This is a genomic window from Streptomyces sp. WP-1 (assembly GCF_030450125.1).
Classification (GTDB): domain Bacteria; phylum Actinomycetota; class Actinomycetes; order Streptomycetales; family Streptomycetaceae; genus Streptomyces; species Streptomyces incarnatus.
The window spans coordinates 3,473,804-3,489,167 of the sequence record NZ_CP123923.1 but is presented as its reverse complement, the minus strand read 5'-3'; the positions used below and the strand labels follow the sequence as shown (position 1 = coordinate 3,489,167).

The following is a 15,364-nucleotide window of genomic DNA, read 5'->3' as shown; positions in this document are numbered from 1 at the left end:
CACGGCGCCGCCGCTCCCGGAACCGGTGGCTCAGGACAGCGCCTTGAGCCCCGGGGCGAAGGTGATCAGCAGCGGGAGGAGCGGGACCAGCGCGGCGACCGTCGTGGTCAGGGCGCGCTGGCGGCGCAGCAGCCGAGGGGGCGGTTCCAGCAGCCGGTCCACCCGCTCGCCCAGCAGCCGGCGGCTGGAGGCGCAGGACAGGACGCCCCGGTGCTGGTTCAGCTCGATCAGCGCGAGGGCGGTGGTCAGATGGCCGCAGCGGCGGGAGGCGGCGTCGTCGGCGGCCAGTTCCACCAGGCGGTGCGTCTGGTCGCGGAAGTGGGCGAAGAGCGGCACCCGGGGAAAGCCCGTGGCGAGCGCCGTGGACAGATGCAGCAGCCAGTCGTGATGGGCGCGCGCGTGGCCGCGCTCATGGGTGAGGACGGCGTCCAGCTGGTGGCCGGTCAGACGGTGCAGCGCGCCGGTGGTGACCACCAGCTGCGGCGGATGCCCCGGCATCCACCAGGCGTCCGGGTACTCGTCCTCCAGCACCAGCATCGGGCCCCGCGCCACCGGCAGTCCGGCGGGCAGATCGGGGGCGCGTTCGCGCAGCTGGGCGCGGGCCTGGCCGCGGCTGCGGCGGGCCTCGACCAGTTCCCGGCCCAGCATCGCCGTGGTCCAGGCGGCGCCGCCGGCCAGCAGGACGGTGAGGGCGGCGGCCCACACCGGCGCGGCGGAGAGGTCGTAGGCGGCGGTGACGGCGGGCGGCGCGGGGGCGAACACATGGTCGCGCACGGTGTGGAAGACGGCCGCGGTGCCCAGCGTCAGCGCGGCCAGGCAGCACAGCAGGACGGTGGCGACCAGGCACTGCCACACCCACAGCGCGACCACGGGTTCCCGCTCGGGCCAGTCGGCCCGGGTCAGCGCGCGCGGTGCCGGCCCGGCCGCCGTCAGGGCGACGACGGTGAGCAGGAGCAGGCAGACGGTCATGCCGGGGCTCCGGTTCCTGGTCGGAGAGGGGTTCGCGGACGGGTGGCGCGAAAGGGGGCGGCGCGGGGTGGCCGCCGTGGGTGGTGCGTGCTGCCGCCAGTATGACGAAGAGGGGCGCCGCGAGTCAGGTGTCGGAGGGAACCGTCCGCTCCCGGCCCGCCCCGCGGCGCCCGCCGGATCAGGCCGAGGGCACGATCCGGCCGGTCACCTCGCCGAGGCCCACCCGGGTGCCGTCCGGCCCGGGCGCCCAGGCCGTCAGGGTCACCACGTCGCCGTCCTCCAGGAAGGCGCGCTTGCCGCCGGGCAGTTCGAGGGGGTCGCGGCCGTTCCAGGTCAGCTCCAGCAGGGAGCCGCGCTGCCGCTCCCCTGGTCCGCTCACGGTGCCGGAGCCGTACAGGTCGCCGGTGCGCAGGGAGGCGCCGTTGACGGTCATCTGCGCGAGCTGCTGGGCGGCGGTCCAGTACATGGCGGAGAAGGGCGGCTCGGAGATCACCTCGCCGTTGAGGGCCACGGAGATCCGCAGGTCGTAGCCGCCGGGCTCGATGCCGGGCGCCGCGTCGTCCAGGTAGGGCAGCAGCGGGTGGGTGCGCTCGGGCGGCGCCACCCGGGCGTGCTCCAGGGCGTCCAGCGGGGTGATCCAGGCCGACACGGAGGTCGAGAAGGACTTGCCGAGGAACGGGCCGAGGGGGACGTACTCCCAGGCCTGGATGTCGCGCGCGGACCAGTCGTTGAGCAGGAACAGCCCGAAGACGTGCTCGCGGAAGTCGCCGAGCGCGACCGGGGTCCCCAGCTCGCTCGGCACGCCCACGACGAAGCCGACCTCGGCCTCGATGTCCAGCCGGATCGAGGGGCCGAACACCGGCGCCGGGTCGGCGGGGCCCTTGCGCTGCCCCGAGGGCCGTACGACATCCGTGCCCGAGACCACGACGGTGCCGGAGCGGCCGTGGTAACCGATCGGCAGATGCTTCCAGTTGGGGGTGAGGGGGTCCGGGGCGTCCGGGCGGAAGACCTTGCCGAGGTTACGGGCGTGGTGCTCCGAGGCGTAGAAGTCGACGTAGTCCGCGACCTCGAAGGGCAGGTGCAGGCGCACCTCGGACAGCGGGTGGAACAGGGGCGCGAGCGTCTCGCGGTGCGCGGGGTCGGTGACCCAGGAGGTGAGCGCGGAGCGCACCTCGGTCCAGGTGGCACGCCCGGCCGCCAGCAACGGGTTGAGGACGGGGCGGGCGAGCAGCGCCTGGTGCGGCGAGCCGAGGGCCGCGGCCGCGGCGCCCGCGTCGAGGACCTGGTCCCCGAGCCGGACGCCCACCCTGCGCTCCGAGCTGCCGGAGGGCGAGAACACGCCATAGGGAAGGTTGTGCGGGCCGAAGGGGTCGCCCTCGGGGACGTCGAAGGGGGGCATCGGGGTACTGCCTCGCTCTCATCCAGGCCATGCATGGCGATGCGTTGCACGTGATCGAGCCACACGTTACGGCCGGGACACCGGTCTTGGGCAGTGGCTGGGGGGTTGCCCCCGTAGTGCCTCAAGAGTTCGCAATGTCCGAAAGACCCTTGTGGCAGGCGGTAGTTCCGGCTTAGCGTCCTTCGGGGGAGACGGACGGGGTGGATCCGTTCCCCTGGGGGGACACGTGGGGGGACCCGTGGCCGAAGACACCGTCGGTGTGCCCGTGGAGGTCGACCGTGAGGTGCCGGGACTGATCGTCAAGTTCGGCGCCTACCCGCTGCATCACGGCGGGGTGGGCGCGATCCGCAGCCTGGGCCGGCTCGGGGTGCCCATGTACGCGATCACCGAGGACCCGTACACACCGGCGGCCGCCTCGCGCTATCTGCGCAGGGCGTTCGTCTGGCCGACGACCGGCGCGGAGGATCCCGGACGCCTGGTCGAGGGGCTGCTGCGGATCGGCCGCCGGATCGGCCGCCCGGCCGTGCTGATCCCGACGGACGAGGAGGCGGCCGTCCTGATCGCCGAGCACCGCGACGCGCTGGCCGGACCCTTCCTCTGCCCGCGGGTGGATCCCGCGCTGCCGCGCCGGGTAGCCAGCAAGCAGGGGCTGCACGAACTGTGCGAGGAGCACGGGCAGGGGCTCGCGAGCCCGGCGGCGGCCTTCCCGCGCTCGTACGAGGAGGTCGTGGCCTTCGCCGACACCGCGAGCTTCCCGGTGGTGGCCAAGAACCGGGAGGCGTTCCTGCGGCGCAGCCGGCCCGCCGTCGGCGGCACCACGCGGATCGCCACCCGCGCGGGCCTGCTCGCCCTGGCCCGCGAGTGGGGACCGGACCCCGGGGTGATCCTGCAGGAGTACCTGCCGCGCGAGCAGGCCGAGGACTGGATCGTGCACGCCTGCTTCGACCGGGACGCGAATCCGCTCGCGCTGTTCACCGGGGTGAAGGTGCGGTCCTGGCCGCCGCACGCGGGCATGACCGCGCACGCGTACGCCGTCGACAACCCCGAACTCGCGGGCCTGGCGGCGCGGTTCGTGAAGCGGATCGGGTTCAGCGGGGTGGCCGACCTGGACCTGCGCCACGACCGGCGCGACGGGCGGTACAAGCTGCTGGACTTCAATCCCCGGATGGGCGCGCAGTTCCGGCTGTTCGAGAGCGCGGCGGGCGTGGACGTCGTACGCGCGCTGCACCTCGATCTGACCGGGCGGCCCGTGCCCGAGGGGGAGCAGCGGGCCGGGCGGCGCTACGTCGTGGAGAACATCGACCTGCCGGCCCTGCTCGCCTACCGCCGCGGCGGCTATACGACCCCGCACGCGCCGGTGCGGGCGAGCGGGACGGAGCTGGCCTGGTTCGCGGGGGACGATCCGCTGCCGTTCCTCACCATGCTCGCCCGCTTCGTGCGGCCGGGCGCGCGGCATCTGCGCCAGCTGTGGCGGGCCCGCCGCCGCGGCGTCACCGACCGGGCCGCGCGGCAGCACACCAGCTAGGTCGCGCGGCATCACCGACGAGGCCACGAGGGAACGCGTCCTGGGGAGGGACTTCGTGATCCGACCGGTTGCAGTCATCGGGGCGGGGCCGTTCGGCCTGTCCACCGCCGCTCATCTGCGGGCGCGCGGCCTGCCCGTACGGGTCTTCGGCGACCCCATGGTCAGCTGGCGCGCCCATATGCCCGAGGGCATGCTGCTGAAATCGACCCCCGCCGCCTCCAGCCTCGACTGCCCGCAGCCCGGTCACACCCTCGCCGACTACTGCGCCGCGGCCGGGATCCGCAGGCTGGCCGGCGACGAGGACGTCATCCCGGTGGAGACGTTCACCGGGTACGGCGAGTGGTTCCAGCGGCGGCTCGTGCCGGATCTCGAACGGGTGCGGGTGGTCTCCGTCGAGCCGGCCGGGCGGGACGCGGGCCGGGGCTTCGAACTCCGGCTGGACTCGGGGGAGTCGTTCACCGCGCGGGCGGTCGTGGTGGCCACCGGGCTGTCCGGTCTCGCCCATGTCCCGGCCGAGCTGCGGCGGGCGGCCGGTGCCGAGCCCGCTCCCGGGGGCCCCGTCTCGCACAGCTCCCAGCACCACGACCTCGCGCGTTTCGCCGGCGAGGAGCTGATCGTGGTCGGCGCCGGGCAGTCCGCGCTGGAGACGGCCGCGCTCGCGGCGGAGGCCGGGGCCCGGGTGCGGGTGGTGGCGCGGGGACGCGGCCGGGTCGCGTTCGGGGCGCCGCCCTGGGAGCAGCCGAGGCTGCGTCCCGAGTCGCCGTTCGGGCGGGCCTGGTCGCTGTGGGCGTTCAGCTACTGTCCGCACCCCTACCGCTTCCTGCCCGAGCCCACCCGGCACTTCCTGGTGCGCCGGGTGCTCGGGCCGCTCGGCGCGTGGTGGCTGCGGGAGCGGTTCGAGGGGGCCGTGCGGGTGACGGAGGTGGAGCGGGTGCTGGGCGCGGCGGCGGAGGACGGCGGCCCGGTGCTGACCGTGCGCACCCACGGCGGCCGCGTCGAGCGGCTCACCGCCGACCACGTCATCGCCGCGACCGGGTACCGCGTGGACATCGCCGCGATGGACTTCCTCGGCCCCACCCTGCGCACCCGCCTCACCACCAGCCGCGGCACCCCGCGCCTGGGCGCCGGCTACGTCTCCTCGGTCCCCGGCCTCTACTTCACCGGCCTGCCGGCCGCGTCCTCCTACGGCCCGGTGATGCGCTTCGTATGCGGCACGGAATTCGCTTCACCGAGGCTGGCGGGGCATTTGGCGGGGGCGCACGGGTGAGTGCGGGGGAGGGGGGCAGGCCGGGGGCGTCCCGCCGTCCGCGCTGTCCGCGTCGCCCGTGCCGCTCTCACCGACTCCCGCCTCGCCCACCCGCCCCCCGAAACCGCCGGCTGCGAGGCGGCCCACAAAGCCACCAGCCGCGCGCCGCCCGGCTGCCCACCGCCTCGTCACCCGGCGGCCACCCTCAGGCTGCCCGGTCGCCTGCCCCCCAACTGCCCAGATGCCCAGCCGTCCCGCCGCCTCGCGGCCCCGCCTCCGCCCGGCTGCCCGGCGCCCCCAGGCTGCCTCGTCGCTGGGCGCCGCGCTGCCCCGCTACTGCCCGGCTGCTCTCCGCCCCAGGCTGCTTCGCCGCCCGGCTGCCTGCCCCCAGGCTGCCCCGTTGCGCGCCCGCCCGGCTGCCCGCCCCCAGGCTGCCTCGTTGCCCGCCCCCCAGGCCGCCCGGCTCCTCGTCGCCCAGCCGTCCCGCTGCCTCGCGGCCCCGCCTCCGTCCGGCTGCCCGGCGCCCCCAGGCTGCCTCGTCGCTCGGCGCCGCGCTGCCCCGCTACTGCCCGGCTGCTCTCCGCCCCAGGCTGCCTCGCCGCCCGGCTGCCCGCCCCCAGGCTGCCCCGTTGCCCGCCCCCAGGCTGCCCCGTTGCCCCCCCCCAGGCCGCCCGGCTCCTCGTCGCCCAGCCGTCCCGCTGCCTCGCGGCCCCGCCTCCGCCCGGCTGCCCGGCGCCCCCAGGCTGCCTCGTCGCTCGGCGCCGCGCTGCCCCGCTACTGCCCGGCTGCTCTCCGCCCCAGGCTGCCTCGCCGCCCGGCTGCCCACCACCCCCAGGCTGCCTCGCCGCTCGCCGCTCGTCGCCTCGCGGCCCCGCCGCTCCCACGTCCCATCAGGACTTCCCGCCACCCCACTTGAAACCACCCCCCGCGCAAGTCCGGCCCATGACACGGGAGTCGGGGTGGGACGCGGAGGGTGGCGGAGGGGGTGGGTCCGTATTCTCGGGGCATGGCTGCCTCCCCCGCGTACGCACTGATCGCCACCGACCTGGACGGGACGCTGCTGCGCGGCGACGACACCGTCTCCGAGCGTTCGCTGGCCGCGCTCGCGCGGGCGGAGCGGGCCGGGGCCCGGCATCTGGTGGTCACCGGCCGCCCGGCCCCCAGAGTCCGCCCCCTGCTGACCGCCCTCGGCAGTACGGGCCTCGCGGTGTGCGGGCAGGGGGCGCAGGTCTACGACGCCGGGTCCGGCCGCATGCTGTGGTCGGTCCGGCTGGACCGGGAGCTGGCCGAGACCGCGCTCGGCAAGATCGAGGCGGAGGTGGGCCCGGTGTTCGCGGCCGTCGACCAGGACGGCACGGACGGGCTCACCCTGACCGAACCCGGATACCGGATGCCCCACCCGACCCTGCCCGCGGTCGGCGTGGCCCGGCGCGACGACCTGTGGCGGGCGCCGATCAGCAAGGTGCTGCTGCGCCACGCCACCCTGTCCGACGACGAGTTGGCCGCGGTGGCCCGCTCGGTGGTGGACTCCCTGGCCACGGTCACCATGTCGGGACCCGGGACCGTGGAACTCCAGCCGTGCGGGGTGACCAAGGCGACCGGGCTCGCGCTGGCCGCCGGACGGCTCGGGATCCCCGCGGAACGCGCCCTCGCCTTCGGTGACATGCCCAACGACATCCCGATGTTCCGCTGGGCGGCGCACGGCGTCGCGATGGCGAACGCCCACCCCGAGCTGAAGGCGGTCGCCGACGAGGTCACGACCGCGAACGAGGACGACGGCATCGCCGTCGTCCTCGACAGGCTGTTCCCGGCCGGATGACCGGGAACAGCCGTGGTGCCACGGGCCGTCACGACGGCCAGGCGCCGGTCAGTAGGCGCCGTTGACGTTGTCGATCGAGCCGTACCGCGCGGCCGCGTAGTTGCAGGCGGCGGTGATGTTCGCGACCGGGTCGTAGATGTTGAACGACGTTCCGGCCACGTGGTACGCGTTGAAGGTCGGGTCGATCACCTGGAGCAGACCCTTGGACGGTATGCCCTTGGCCGCGTTGGAGTCCCACAGGTTGATGGCGTTCGGGTTGCCCGAGGACTCGCGGATGATGTTGCGGTGGATGCCGTTGTAGGTGCCCGGGATGTGCTTCTCGGCCATGATCGCGAGGGACTCGCGGATCCAGCCGTCGAGGTTGTTCGGGTACCCGGCCGGCGTGGTGGCGGCGGTGGTCGTACCGGTGGTGGCGGACGCGGTCGCCGCGCCCACGAGCGGCATGGCGAGCACGGCCGTGCCGGTGCCGGCGACGGCGATCAGGCGGACGAGACGGTTGGCGCGGGTGCGGCGCGGCTGAACGGCAGCAGACATGGGGACGTTCCTCTCCTACGCCTGCGAGGTGAGCTGTCGGGTTCGGGCGGGGAGGTGCCCGGTCGCGCCCCGTGAGAGGCGTGGCTTTACCCCAAGCCGTCCCGTGCGAACACGCGGTGCGGCGCGCTGTGTCACGCGCCGCGCCACGTGAGTCGTCCGGTCCGGCGACTTACCTGGGTCCCCCGCTCCTGCCGTACGAATGAGTTCGATGGGTGTACGGGCGGCGGCAGGATTAGGCGTCCGCCCGATGGGTCGGGAACGTATGCGAGAGCACATGCCGGGAACAAGCGCTGAATTGTTATATCGCGGCATTTGACCTTGATCATCAGCCTATGGGGTACTTGATCCTTTGCGAATGCCAACGCTCAACTCGCTTACGGCGCACGGCCGGAGGGGGTGTTGGCGGGTTACCGGCGGGAAGACGGCCAGGTGACCCAATTCACGAAATGGCAAACTGTGGAAAATCGGGCATGGGGGATTCTTCCCCCGGTGGGGTCGAGGCGGTACTCCGCCCCTCTCCGGGGTCATGATGAAGTTCCCGATTACCTGTTAAGTCGATAAATGTCCGTTGTCATCATCCGAGCGGGGGTATGCCGGTCATGGATCGATACCGCCCAGGCTGGACGGGTGGGTGCGGGGTGGGCGCTATCGGTGATCGAAACCGGACCGGATACGCTGACTTGAGTGATGGCAGCGACCTATCGACAAACCGCGTAATCGGCAGCAGACACCAGCAGACAGGAGACCCCTCGTGACCGTCGTCGGGCCGTTCGGGCTGAGCGTGCGGGACCAGGCTCTCGAAGCCGATGTCCAGGCCGGATTGGCGGCTGTCGAGGAGGGCCTGCTAGAGGCCACCAAGAGCGAGGTCCCGTTCATCACGGGGGCCGCGCAGCACCTCGTACGGGCCGGCGGGAAGCGCTTCAGGCCGCTGCTCGTGATGCTCGCGGCGCAGTTCGGCGACCCCTACGCGCCCGGTGTGGTGCCGTCGGCCGTGGTCGTGGAGCTGACCCATCTGGCCACGCTCTACCACGACGACGTCATGGACGAGGCCGCCGTACGCCGGGGCGTGGACAGCGCCAACACCCGCTGGGGCAACTCCGTCGCGGTCCTCACCGGAGACTTCCTGTTCGCCCGCGCCTCCCAGATCCTCGCCGACCTCGGCCCCGAGGCGGTCCGGGTCCAGGCCCTCGCGTTCGAACGCCTGGTCACCGGCCAGATCCTGGAGACCGCCGGACCCACCGACGGCCGCGACCCGGTCGAGCACTACCTCGACGTCCTCGGCGGCAAGACCGGCTCGCTGGTCGCGGTGTCCTGCCGGTTCGGCGCGATGATGTCCGGCGCCGACGAGACGGTCGTGGACGTGCTCACCCAGTACGGCGAGCGGCTCGGCGTGGCCTTCCAGCTCGCCGACGACTACCTGGACATCGCCTCCGACTCCCACGAGTCCGGCAAGACCCCCGGCACCGATCTGCGCGAGGGCATCCCGACCCTGCCCGTGCTGCGGCTGCGCGAACGGGCCGCCCGGCTCGGCCTGCCCGAGGACCTCGCCCTGTGCGAGCTGCTGGACTCCGACCTCAGCGACGACGCCCGGCACGCCGAGGCGCTGGCCGCGCTGCGCGCCCACCCGGCCCTGGAGCAGGCCCGCCGGGACACCGTGCGCTACGCGGAGGAGGCGCGCGCCGCGCTCGCCCCGCTGCGGGAGTGCGACGCCAAGGTGGCGCTGACGGAGCTGTGCGACGCGGTGGTGCACCGGGCCGGGTGACCGCCCCGTCCGCGTCCACCCGGAGATCCCCCGATGGGCCCACCCGTTCAATGGGCCCACCCGTTCGGCGTCCACCAGGTGGCCCTGCCCGGTTTCCCGCCGCATCCTGCCCCTAGGGATATGTCCGGGATGTGTCCGGGATGTGTCCGGGATGCGTTCGAGCCCCTAGGGGTGCCCCCTACGTGTCATACCGCAGTCGTACGCCGAGTTGGCTCCGAGGGCTGACGATTCCGCGCCGCGGATTTGGTCGTATGGACACCACGGACATCACCACTCCTCACCGATTCGGGTGAGAATGGCGGCTCGGGTGGACCAGCGTGAGGGCAGCCGCCGCCGACGACGGAGGTAAGGCACACATGGCACCGTACGAATCCGACGACGCAGCGCGCGCCGAGCGGGACGAGGAGACGCGTTCGGGCCGCCGCAAGGCCGCGCGGTACGCCGTCCCGGTCGCGGTGGTCGGGGTGGCCGCGGCCACCATCGGGCTGGTTCCGGCGCTCGCCGACTCCGGCGACCCGGACCTGCCCAAGATCACCACGCAGCAGCTCATCAACAAGATCGCCAAGTCGGACGTGCAGCAACTGTCCGGCACCGTGAAGATCAGCACCGACCTGGGTCTGCCGGACCTCGGCGGCCTGGAGGACGGCCTCGCCTCCGGCATGGCCCAGGGCTCCGGCGCGGGTTCCGGCTCCGCCGCCGACCCGGGCACCCGGCTGACCGAACTCCTCTCCGGCACCCACACCCTGCGCGTCGCGGCCGACGGCCCGGACCGGCAGAAGCTCTCGCTCCTGGAGCAGGGCGCCGAGTACAGCGTCATCCACGACGGCAAGGACGTCTGGGGCTACGACAGCAAGAGCGGCCAGGTCTCCCACGGCACCGCGCCCGCCGCCGGCAAGGACCGGGCCGAGCCCCCGGCCACGCCCAAGGACTTCGCCGACGAGGCGCTGAAAGCGGTGGACGACACCACCTTGGTGACCGTCGACGGCACCGCCCAGGTCGCCGGGCGCGACGCCTACAAGCTGCAGATCAAGCCCCGCCAGTCCGGCACCACGGTCGGCGCGATCAACATCGCCGTGGACGCGAAGACCGGCATGCCGCTGAAGTTCACCCTCACCCCGAGGAGCGGCGGCGCCGCCGTGCTCGACGCGGGCTTCACCCAGGTCTCCTTCGCCCGGCCCGCCGCCGCCACGTTCGCCTTCACCCCGCCGAAGGGCGCGAAGGTCACCGAGCAGCAGGACGGCGCGCTCAAGGACGGCGTGGGCAAGGACGCCGGGAAGCCGGGCCACGGCAAGGGCCTGGAGGGCATGGACGGCGCCAAGGGCGCTCCCCGGGTGATCGGCAAGGGCTGGACCTCCATCGCCACCGTCGACACCGGCGCCAAGGGCGGCCTGCCCACCGGTGCCAAGGGCGGCGACCTCGGCGGCTTCCTCGGCTCGCTGGGCGACAAGGTGTCCGGCACGTTCGGCAAGGGCACGGTGTTCACCACCCGCCTCGTCAACGTCCTGATGACCGACGACGGCAAGGTCTACGCCGGGGCGGTCACCAAGGACGCGCTGGTGAAGGCGGCGGACGCGGGCAAGTAGGCGGACGCGGGCAAGTAGGCCGCACCGCGCCGCACCGGGAGGAGCCGACGGGGGGAGTCGTCGGGTACCGGCGGAAGCCGTCGGGTGCCGAAGGGATTCGAGGGGGGAAGCCGATGGACCCGGTACCGGCCGGGGCGGCGGACGGCGTGATCGCCACCCGCGGCCTCACCAAGCGCTACCGGGGCGGGCAACTCGCCGTGGACGGTCTCGATCTGACCGTCCCGGCGGGCAGCGTCTTCGGCTTCCTCGGCCCGAACGGCTCCGGCAAGACCACCACCATCCGCATGCTGATGGGCCTGATCGAGCCGACCTCCGGCACGGCCCGCGTCCTGGGCCTGCCCATGCCGCGGGCCGCCCGGACGGTCCTGCCGCGGGTCGGCGCGCTCATCGAGGGCCCCGCCCTGTACGGCCATCTCTCCGGCCGGGACAACCTGCTGCGCCTCGACGCGGCCGACCCGACCGCCGACCCGCGCACCCGGGACGCCCGGGCCGCCGCCGCCCTGGAACGGGTGGGACTCGCGGCGGCCGCGGGCAAGCGGGCGAAGGCGTACTCGCTCGGCATGAAGCAGCGCCTGGGCCTGGCCGCCGCGCTGCTGCGCCCGCGCCGGCTGCTGGTCCTGGACGAGCCGACCAACGGCCTCGACCCGCAGGGCATGCGCGAGATCCGCGCCCTGATCAGGGAACTCGCCGCCGACGGCACCACCGTCTTCCTCTCCTCCCACCTCCTCGACGAGATCGAGCAGGTGTGCACCCATGTCGCCGTGATGGCCCGTGGCCGGCTCCTCGCCCAACGCGCCACGGCCGACCTCGCGGCGGGGGCGCGCGACCGCCTTGTGGTGACCACCCCGGACCCGGTGGAGGCGGCCCGGGTGCTCAAGGAGCAGGGTGCCGCCGATGTCACCGCCGACGGCGACCAGGTCACCGGCGAGCCGCCCGCCCGCGACCTCGCGGAGATGAACGCGGCCCTGGTCGCGGCGGGCGTGCGGGTACGGGGGTTCACGCTCCGCCGGGCCTCCCTGGAGGACGCGTTCGTGGCACTGACCGGGGAGGGTTTCGATGTCGCGCGCTGACACAGCGGCCACGACCGCCGCCGAGCGCGGGCCCAGGCCGCTGTGGACGCTGGGCCTGCTGCGCAGCGAACTGACCACCACGCTCCGCCGCTGGCGGGCGCTGGTGCTGCTCGGGGTGCTGGCGGCGGTGCCGGTGCTGATCGGGGTCGTGGTGAAGGTCCGGGCGGGCGGCGGTCCGGCCGGCGCGGCCGGGCCCGCCTTCCTCGGCCAGGTCACCGACAACGGCCTCTTCCTGGTGTGCACGGCGCTGGCCGCGACGCTCCCGTTCTTCCTGCCGATGGCGGTCGGCGTCGTCGCGGGCGACGCGATCGCGGGCGAGGCCGACGCGGGCACCCTGCGCTACCTCCTGGTCGCCCCGGCCGGACGCACCCGCCTGCTGCTCGTCAAGTACGCGACGGTGGTGGCGTTCTGCCTGCTGGCCACGCTGGTGGTCGCCGCCTCCGCGCTGCTGACCGGCGTACTGCTCTTCCCGGTCGGCGACCTGATGACCATCTCCGGTACGACCATCAGCTTCACCGACGGTCTGGGGCGGGCCCTGCTGATCGCGCTGGCGGTGGCCGCGTCCCTGATCGGGGTCGCCTCCCTCGGCCTCTTCGTCTCCACCCTGACCAGCAGCGGCATCGCGGCGATGGCGGCCACCGTCGGCCTGGTCGTCACCGCCCAGATCCTCGACCAGTTCCCCCAGTTGCACGCCGTACGGCCGTACCTCTTCTCCCACTACTGGCTGTCCTTCGCCGACCTGATGCGCGACCCCGTCTACTGGCACGACCTCGTGCGCGGCCTCGGCCTCCAGGCCCTGTACGCGGCGGTGTTCGGCTCGGCGGCATGGGCGCGGTTCACCACCAAGGACATCAACACGTAGCCGAACCGGCCACCGCCGGCAGCAGCCCCTCCCGCCCCGGCCCCGCCACGAGCTGCAACCCCACGGGCAGCCTTCGCGGCCGAGCCCCGCGGGCAGGCTCGGCGCCGGACGCCCGCTGAGGTTGAACGCCCAGGTGAGAGCGGTGGAGTAGCGGTCGCCCGGGCCGTCGTGGCCATGGGCGGCGCAGGGCGAGCCGAGCGGGGGCCGGGTCTTCGAGGACGAGAGAGGGACCGGACAGGAGGTGGACGGCCTTCGCGTCCGCGAGCCAGCGGGCGGCGGCGTGGGCGAGCGCGACCGGTTCGGGGCCGGGGTCGGCGAAGCCGAGGTCGGGTGACCACAGGGCGGTGGGCGTGTCGCGCTCGCGGCCGCCGGGTGTTCCGGCCCGGCCGGTCCTAGCCCGCCAGTACGCCTCCGCGTCCGCGACGCACCGGGTCAGCACGCCGGGCGCCGCGAGGCCCGTGCGGTCGGCGGAGGGGAGCCGCCCGTCGGTCGCCTTCAGCCCGGCCACCCCGCACCACGCGGCCGGGATCCGCACCGACCCCGCCCCGTCGGCGCCGGTGGCCGGCGGCACCAGCCCGGCGGTCACGGCGGCGGAACCTGCGGGCGTACGGTCGTACCGCCAGGGGTTGACCGTACGGCCGTACCGCCCAAGTCCCCATGTTTGCCAGGGGGTTCCCGGTCCCGGCACGGCGGTGGCCCCCGCCGGGACGCGCCCGGCGGCGATCAGCGGCCCCGCCCCCGCGCAGCCCGTGCCGTCCCTTCGCCCCGATCGGCACCCCGGCCAGTGGCGGCCGTTCCCCCGCCGCGATCCGCTCGTCCACCGCCCGCGCGGCCCCGCAGCGCCGCCTCCTCCTCCCACACCTCCGTGAAGGCGCACAGCACCGGGTCGACGCGCTCGATCCGCGCCGGCGCGGCGGTGACCGCCTCGACGGCCGTCGTCCGGCCGGCGCGCACGGCCGCGGCGATCTCCCGAGCGCTGGTCATGGTGCCGTCTCTCCCTCCGGGTGGCGTCGTTGAACAGCACATCCGCGACCCCCGTCGCGGTTCCCGGCCGGGACCGGCGGGCCGTTGGGACGAGGCTGTGACGTCGGCGTGACGCGGAGGCGGGCATGGAACGGACACACTGGTTCGCAGGACGCGTGCGGCCGGTGCGCGGCGCGGGGGAGTGAGGGAAGGACCGATGGCTCGACTGAGCTTCGAGAAGAAGCGGGTGCCGGGACCCGTGGCGCACCCGGCGGCGGTGCCCGTCCGGGTGTACGGCGCGGGCGGCGCGTCCGTGGGCGGAGCGGCGGTCGTGGCGGCACCGGGCGAGGAGATCCAGCAGGCCGTCCTGAACCACCTCCAGCGCCTCGCCATCAGCCTCGGCGCCCCCATCCGGGCCACCGTCCAGGACGACCGCACCGGTTGCGTCGTCCCGCTGGAGGTGGCGGCGGACGGCTCCAGCCGGGTCACGGGCAAGGCGGTCCGGGTGGCTCAGCCCGAGGCACCGGAATTCCTGCGGGCCCCGAGGGGCGAGTTCGGTCCGGCGCCGGTCATGGGGGCGGGGGTACCGGGTGCGTCGGTGCCGGGTGCGTCGGTGTCGGGTGAAGGCGGGTCTGAGAGCGGGACCGGAGCTGGGGCTGGGGTCGGGCCTGTGACGGGTGTGCCCGAGGCCGCCGTGGCCTCCGCCGCGCCCGCCGCGCCCGCACCCGCGCCCGCCGCGCCCGCACTCGCGCCCGCGCCCGCCGCGCCCGCACTCGCGCCCGCGCCCGCCGCGCCCGCGCCCGCGCCCGCCGCGCCCGCGCCCGCGCCCGCCGCGCCCGCGCCCGCGCCCGCCGCGCCCGCACCCGCGCCCGCCGCGCCCGCACCCGCGCCCGCCGCGCCCGCACCCGCGCCCGCCGCGCCCGCACCCGCGCCCGCCGCGCCCGCACCCGCGCCCGCCGTGGCCGCCCCCCGGCCGCTCGGCGCCCCCCCCCCCCCCACCCCCGCGCCCGCGCCGAAGGTTTCCGAGACCACCGGCTGGCCCACCGAGTCCGTTCCCCCGACCACCGCCACCCCCACCCCGCCCCGCGGCTTCGACGCCGTGGCCGAAGAGGTGCTCGGGGACGGCCCGGTCACCGAGACGGTGGAGGGGGCCGAACTGCTCACCGAGCCGATGACGCGGATCAACGAGGCCGTGCGCGCGGGCCGGATCGAGGACGCGGCGGAACTCGTCGAGCGCACGGTCGCGGAGGCGGTCACCGTCCTCGGCGCCGGCCACGCCGAGGTGCTGCACCTGCGCGAACTCGCCGCCTACATCGCCTACCTGGCGGGCGAACCGGCCCGCGCCTGCCGGCTCTCCCTGGACCTCGCCCGGCTGCGCCGCACCGCGCGGGACGCCGAGGCGGCCTACGGCAATGTGCAGAGCGCCTCGACCGCCTGGCGTGCCGTACGGGACCCGGAGGAGGGGCTGCGGCTGGGCCGCGACCTGATAGACCTCTGGGCCGACCTCGCCGCCGAGCCGGGCCCCGCCGCCGACGACCCCCGCCCCCTGGAGTCCGCCCGCGCCCGCATGCTCCGCCTCACCGACCGGGCCTCCCGGGCCGGGCGGACGGCCGAGCACGGAGCGGCGTAACC

Annotated in this window: 11 protein-coding genes, 1 pseudogene and 1 riboswitch; of the genes and pseudogenes, 8 read left to right on the top strand and 4 right to left on the bottom strand. The window is 74.9% G+C overall.

Annotated features, from left to right (window positions below; translation table 11 throughout):
- Positions 1-30 precede the first annotated feature (30 nt).
- Together QHG49_RS15055 and fahA are read right to left on the bottom strand one after the other, a co-directional pair.
- Positions 31-969 carry a M56 family metallopeptidase gene (locus QHG49_RS15055; protein ID WP_145482611.1) on the bottom strand — a complete coding sequence of 313 codons (939 nt, stop codon included), beginning with the start codon at positions 967-969 and terminating at the stop codon, positions 31-33.
- A 178-nt stretch (positions 970-1,147) separates the two neighbouring features.
- On the bottom strand, positions 1,148-2,368 hold the full coding sequence (gene fahA, locus QHG49_RS15050) for a fumarylacetoacetase (RefSeq protein ID WP_159703973.1): 1,221 nt from the start codon (positions 2,366-2,368) through the stop codon (positions 1,148-1,150).
- A 259-nt stretch (positions 2,369-2,627) separates the two neighbouring features.
- On the opposite strand from fahA, the gene QHG49_RS15045 reads away from it, so the two are divergent.
- The 3 genes from QHG49_RS15045 to QHG49_RS15035 all read left to right on the top strand — a co-directional run bounded on the left by QHG49_RS15045 (position 2,628) and on the right by QHG49_RS15035 (position 6,958).
- Positions 2,628-3,893: an ATP-grasp domain-containing protein gene (locus tag QHG49_RS15045; RefSeq protein WP_159708467.1), complete on the top strand. Its 1,266-nt coding sequence runs from the start codon at positions 2,628-2,630 to the stop codon at positions 3,891-3,893.
- 55 nt (positions 3,894-3,948) lie between these two features.
- Positions 3,949-5,160, top strand: coding sequence for an FAD-dependent oxidoreductase (locus tag QHG49_RS15040; protein ID WP_301490028.1), 1,212 nt, complete (start codon positions 3,949-3,951; stop codon positions 5,158-5,160).
- A 985-nt stretch (positions 5,161-6,145) separates the two neighbouring features.
- A complete protein-coding gene (locus QHG49_RS15035) occupies positions 6,146-6,958 on the top strand; it encodes an HAD family hydrolase (RefSeq protein WP_145482620.1) in 813 nt (270 codons plus the stop codon).
- Between the two features lie 48 nt (positions 6,959-7,006).
- Here the strand turns inward: QHG49_RS15035 and QHG49_RS15030 are convergent, their stop codons facing one another.
- Entirely contained in the window at positions 7,007-7,492 is a 486-nt protein-coding gene (locus QHG49_RS15030; protein ID WP_301490027.1) for a transglycosylase SLT domain-containing protein, read from the bottom strand.
- Positions 7,493-7,495: 3 nt separating this feature from the next.
- Positions 7,496-7,626, bottom strand: a riboswitch (cyclic di-AMP (ydaO/yuaA leader).
- A gap of 617 nt (positions 7,627-8,243) precedes the next feature.
- Here QHG49_RS15030 and QHG49_RS15025 point away from each other — a divergent pair.
- From QHG49_RS15025 to QHG49_RS15010, 4 genes are all read left to right on the top strand, one after another.
- Positions 8,244-9,254 (top strand): polyprenyl synthetase family protein, encoded by a 1,011-nt coding sequence (locus QHG49_RS15025; RefSeq protein WP_046417150.1) that lies wholly within the window; start codon positions 8,244-8,246, stop codon positions 9,252-9,254.
- A gap of 356 nt (positions 9,255-9,610) precedes the next feature.
- Positions 9,611-10,837 (top strand): DUF2092 domain-containing protein, encoded by a 1,227-nt coding sequence (locus QHG49_RS15020; RefSeq protein ID WP_301490026.1) that lies wholly within the window; start codon positions 9,611-9,613, stop codon positions 10,835-10,837.
- Between the two features lie 113 nt (positions 10,838-10,950).
- Positions 10,951-11,907 carry an ABC transporter ATP-binding protein gene (locus QHG49_RS15015; protein WP_301490025.1) on the top strand — a complete coding sequence of 319 codons (957 nt, stop codon included), beginning with the start codon at positions 10,951-10,953 and terminating at the stop codon, positions 11,905-11,907.
- Positions 11,894-12,769 (top strand): ABC transporter permease, encoded by an 876-nt coding sequence (locus tag QHG49_RS15010; protein WP_301490024.1) that lies wholly within the window; start codon positions 11,894-11,896, stop codon positions 12,767-12,769. Before QHG49_RS15015 ends, QHG49_RS15010 begins: the two co-directional genes overlap by 14 nt.
- On the opposite strand, the pseudogene QHG49_RS15005 reads toward QHG49_RS15010, so the two are convergent.
- Positions 12,759-13,753 (bottom strand): annotated as a pseudogene (locus tag QHG49_RS15005) (amidase family protein). The gene QHG49_RS15010 and the pseudogene QHG49_RS15005 overlap by 11 nt on opposite strands.
- 196 nt (positions 13,754-13,949) lie before the next feature.
- Between QHG49_RS15005 and QHG49_RS15000 the strand changes: the two are divergent.
- Entirely contained in the window at positions 13,950-15,362 is a 1,413-nt protein-coding gene (locus QHG49_RS15000) for a tetratricopeptide repeat protein (RefSeq protein ID WP_301490023.1), read from the top strand.
- Positions 15,363-15,364: the final 2 nt, after the last annotated feature.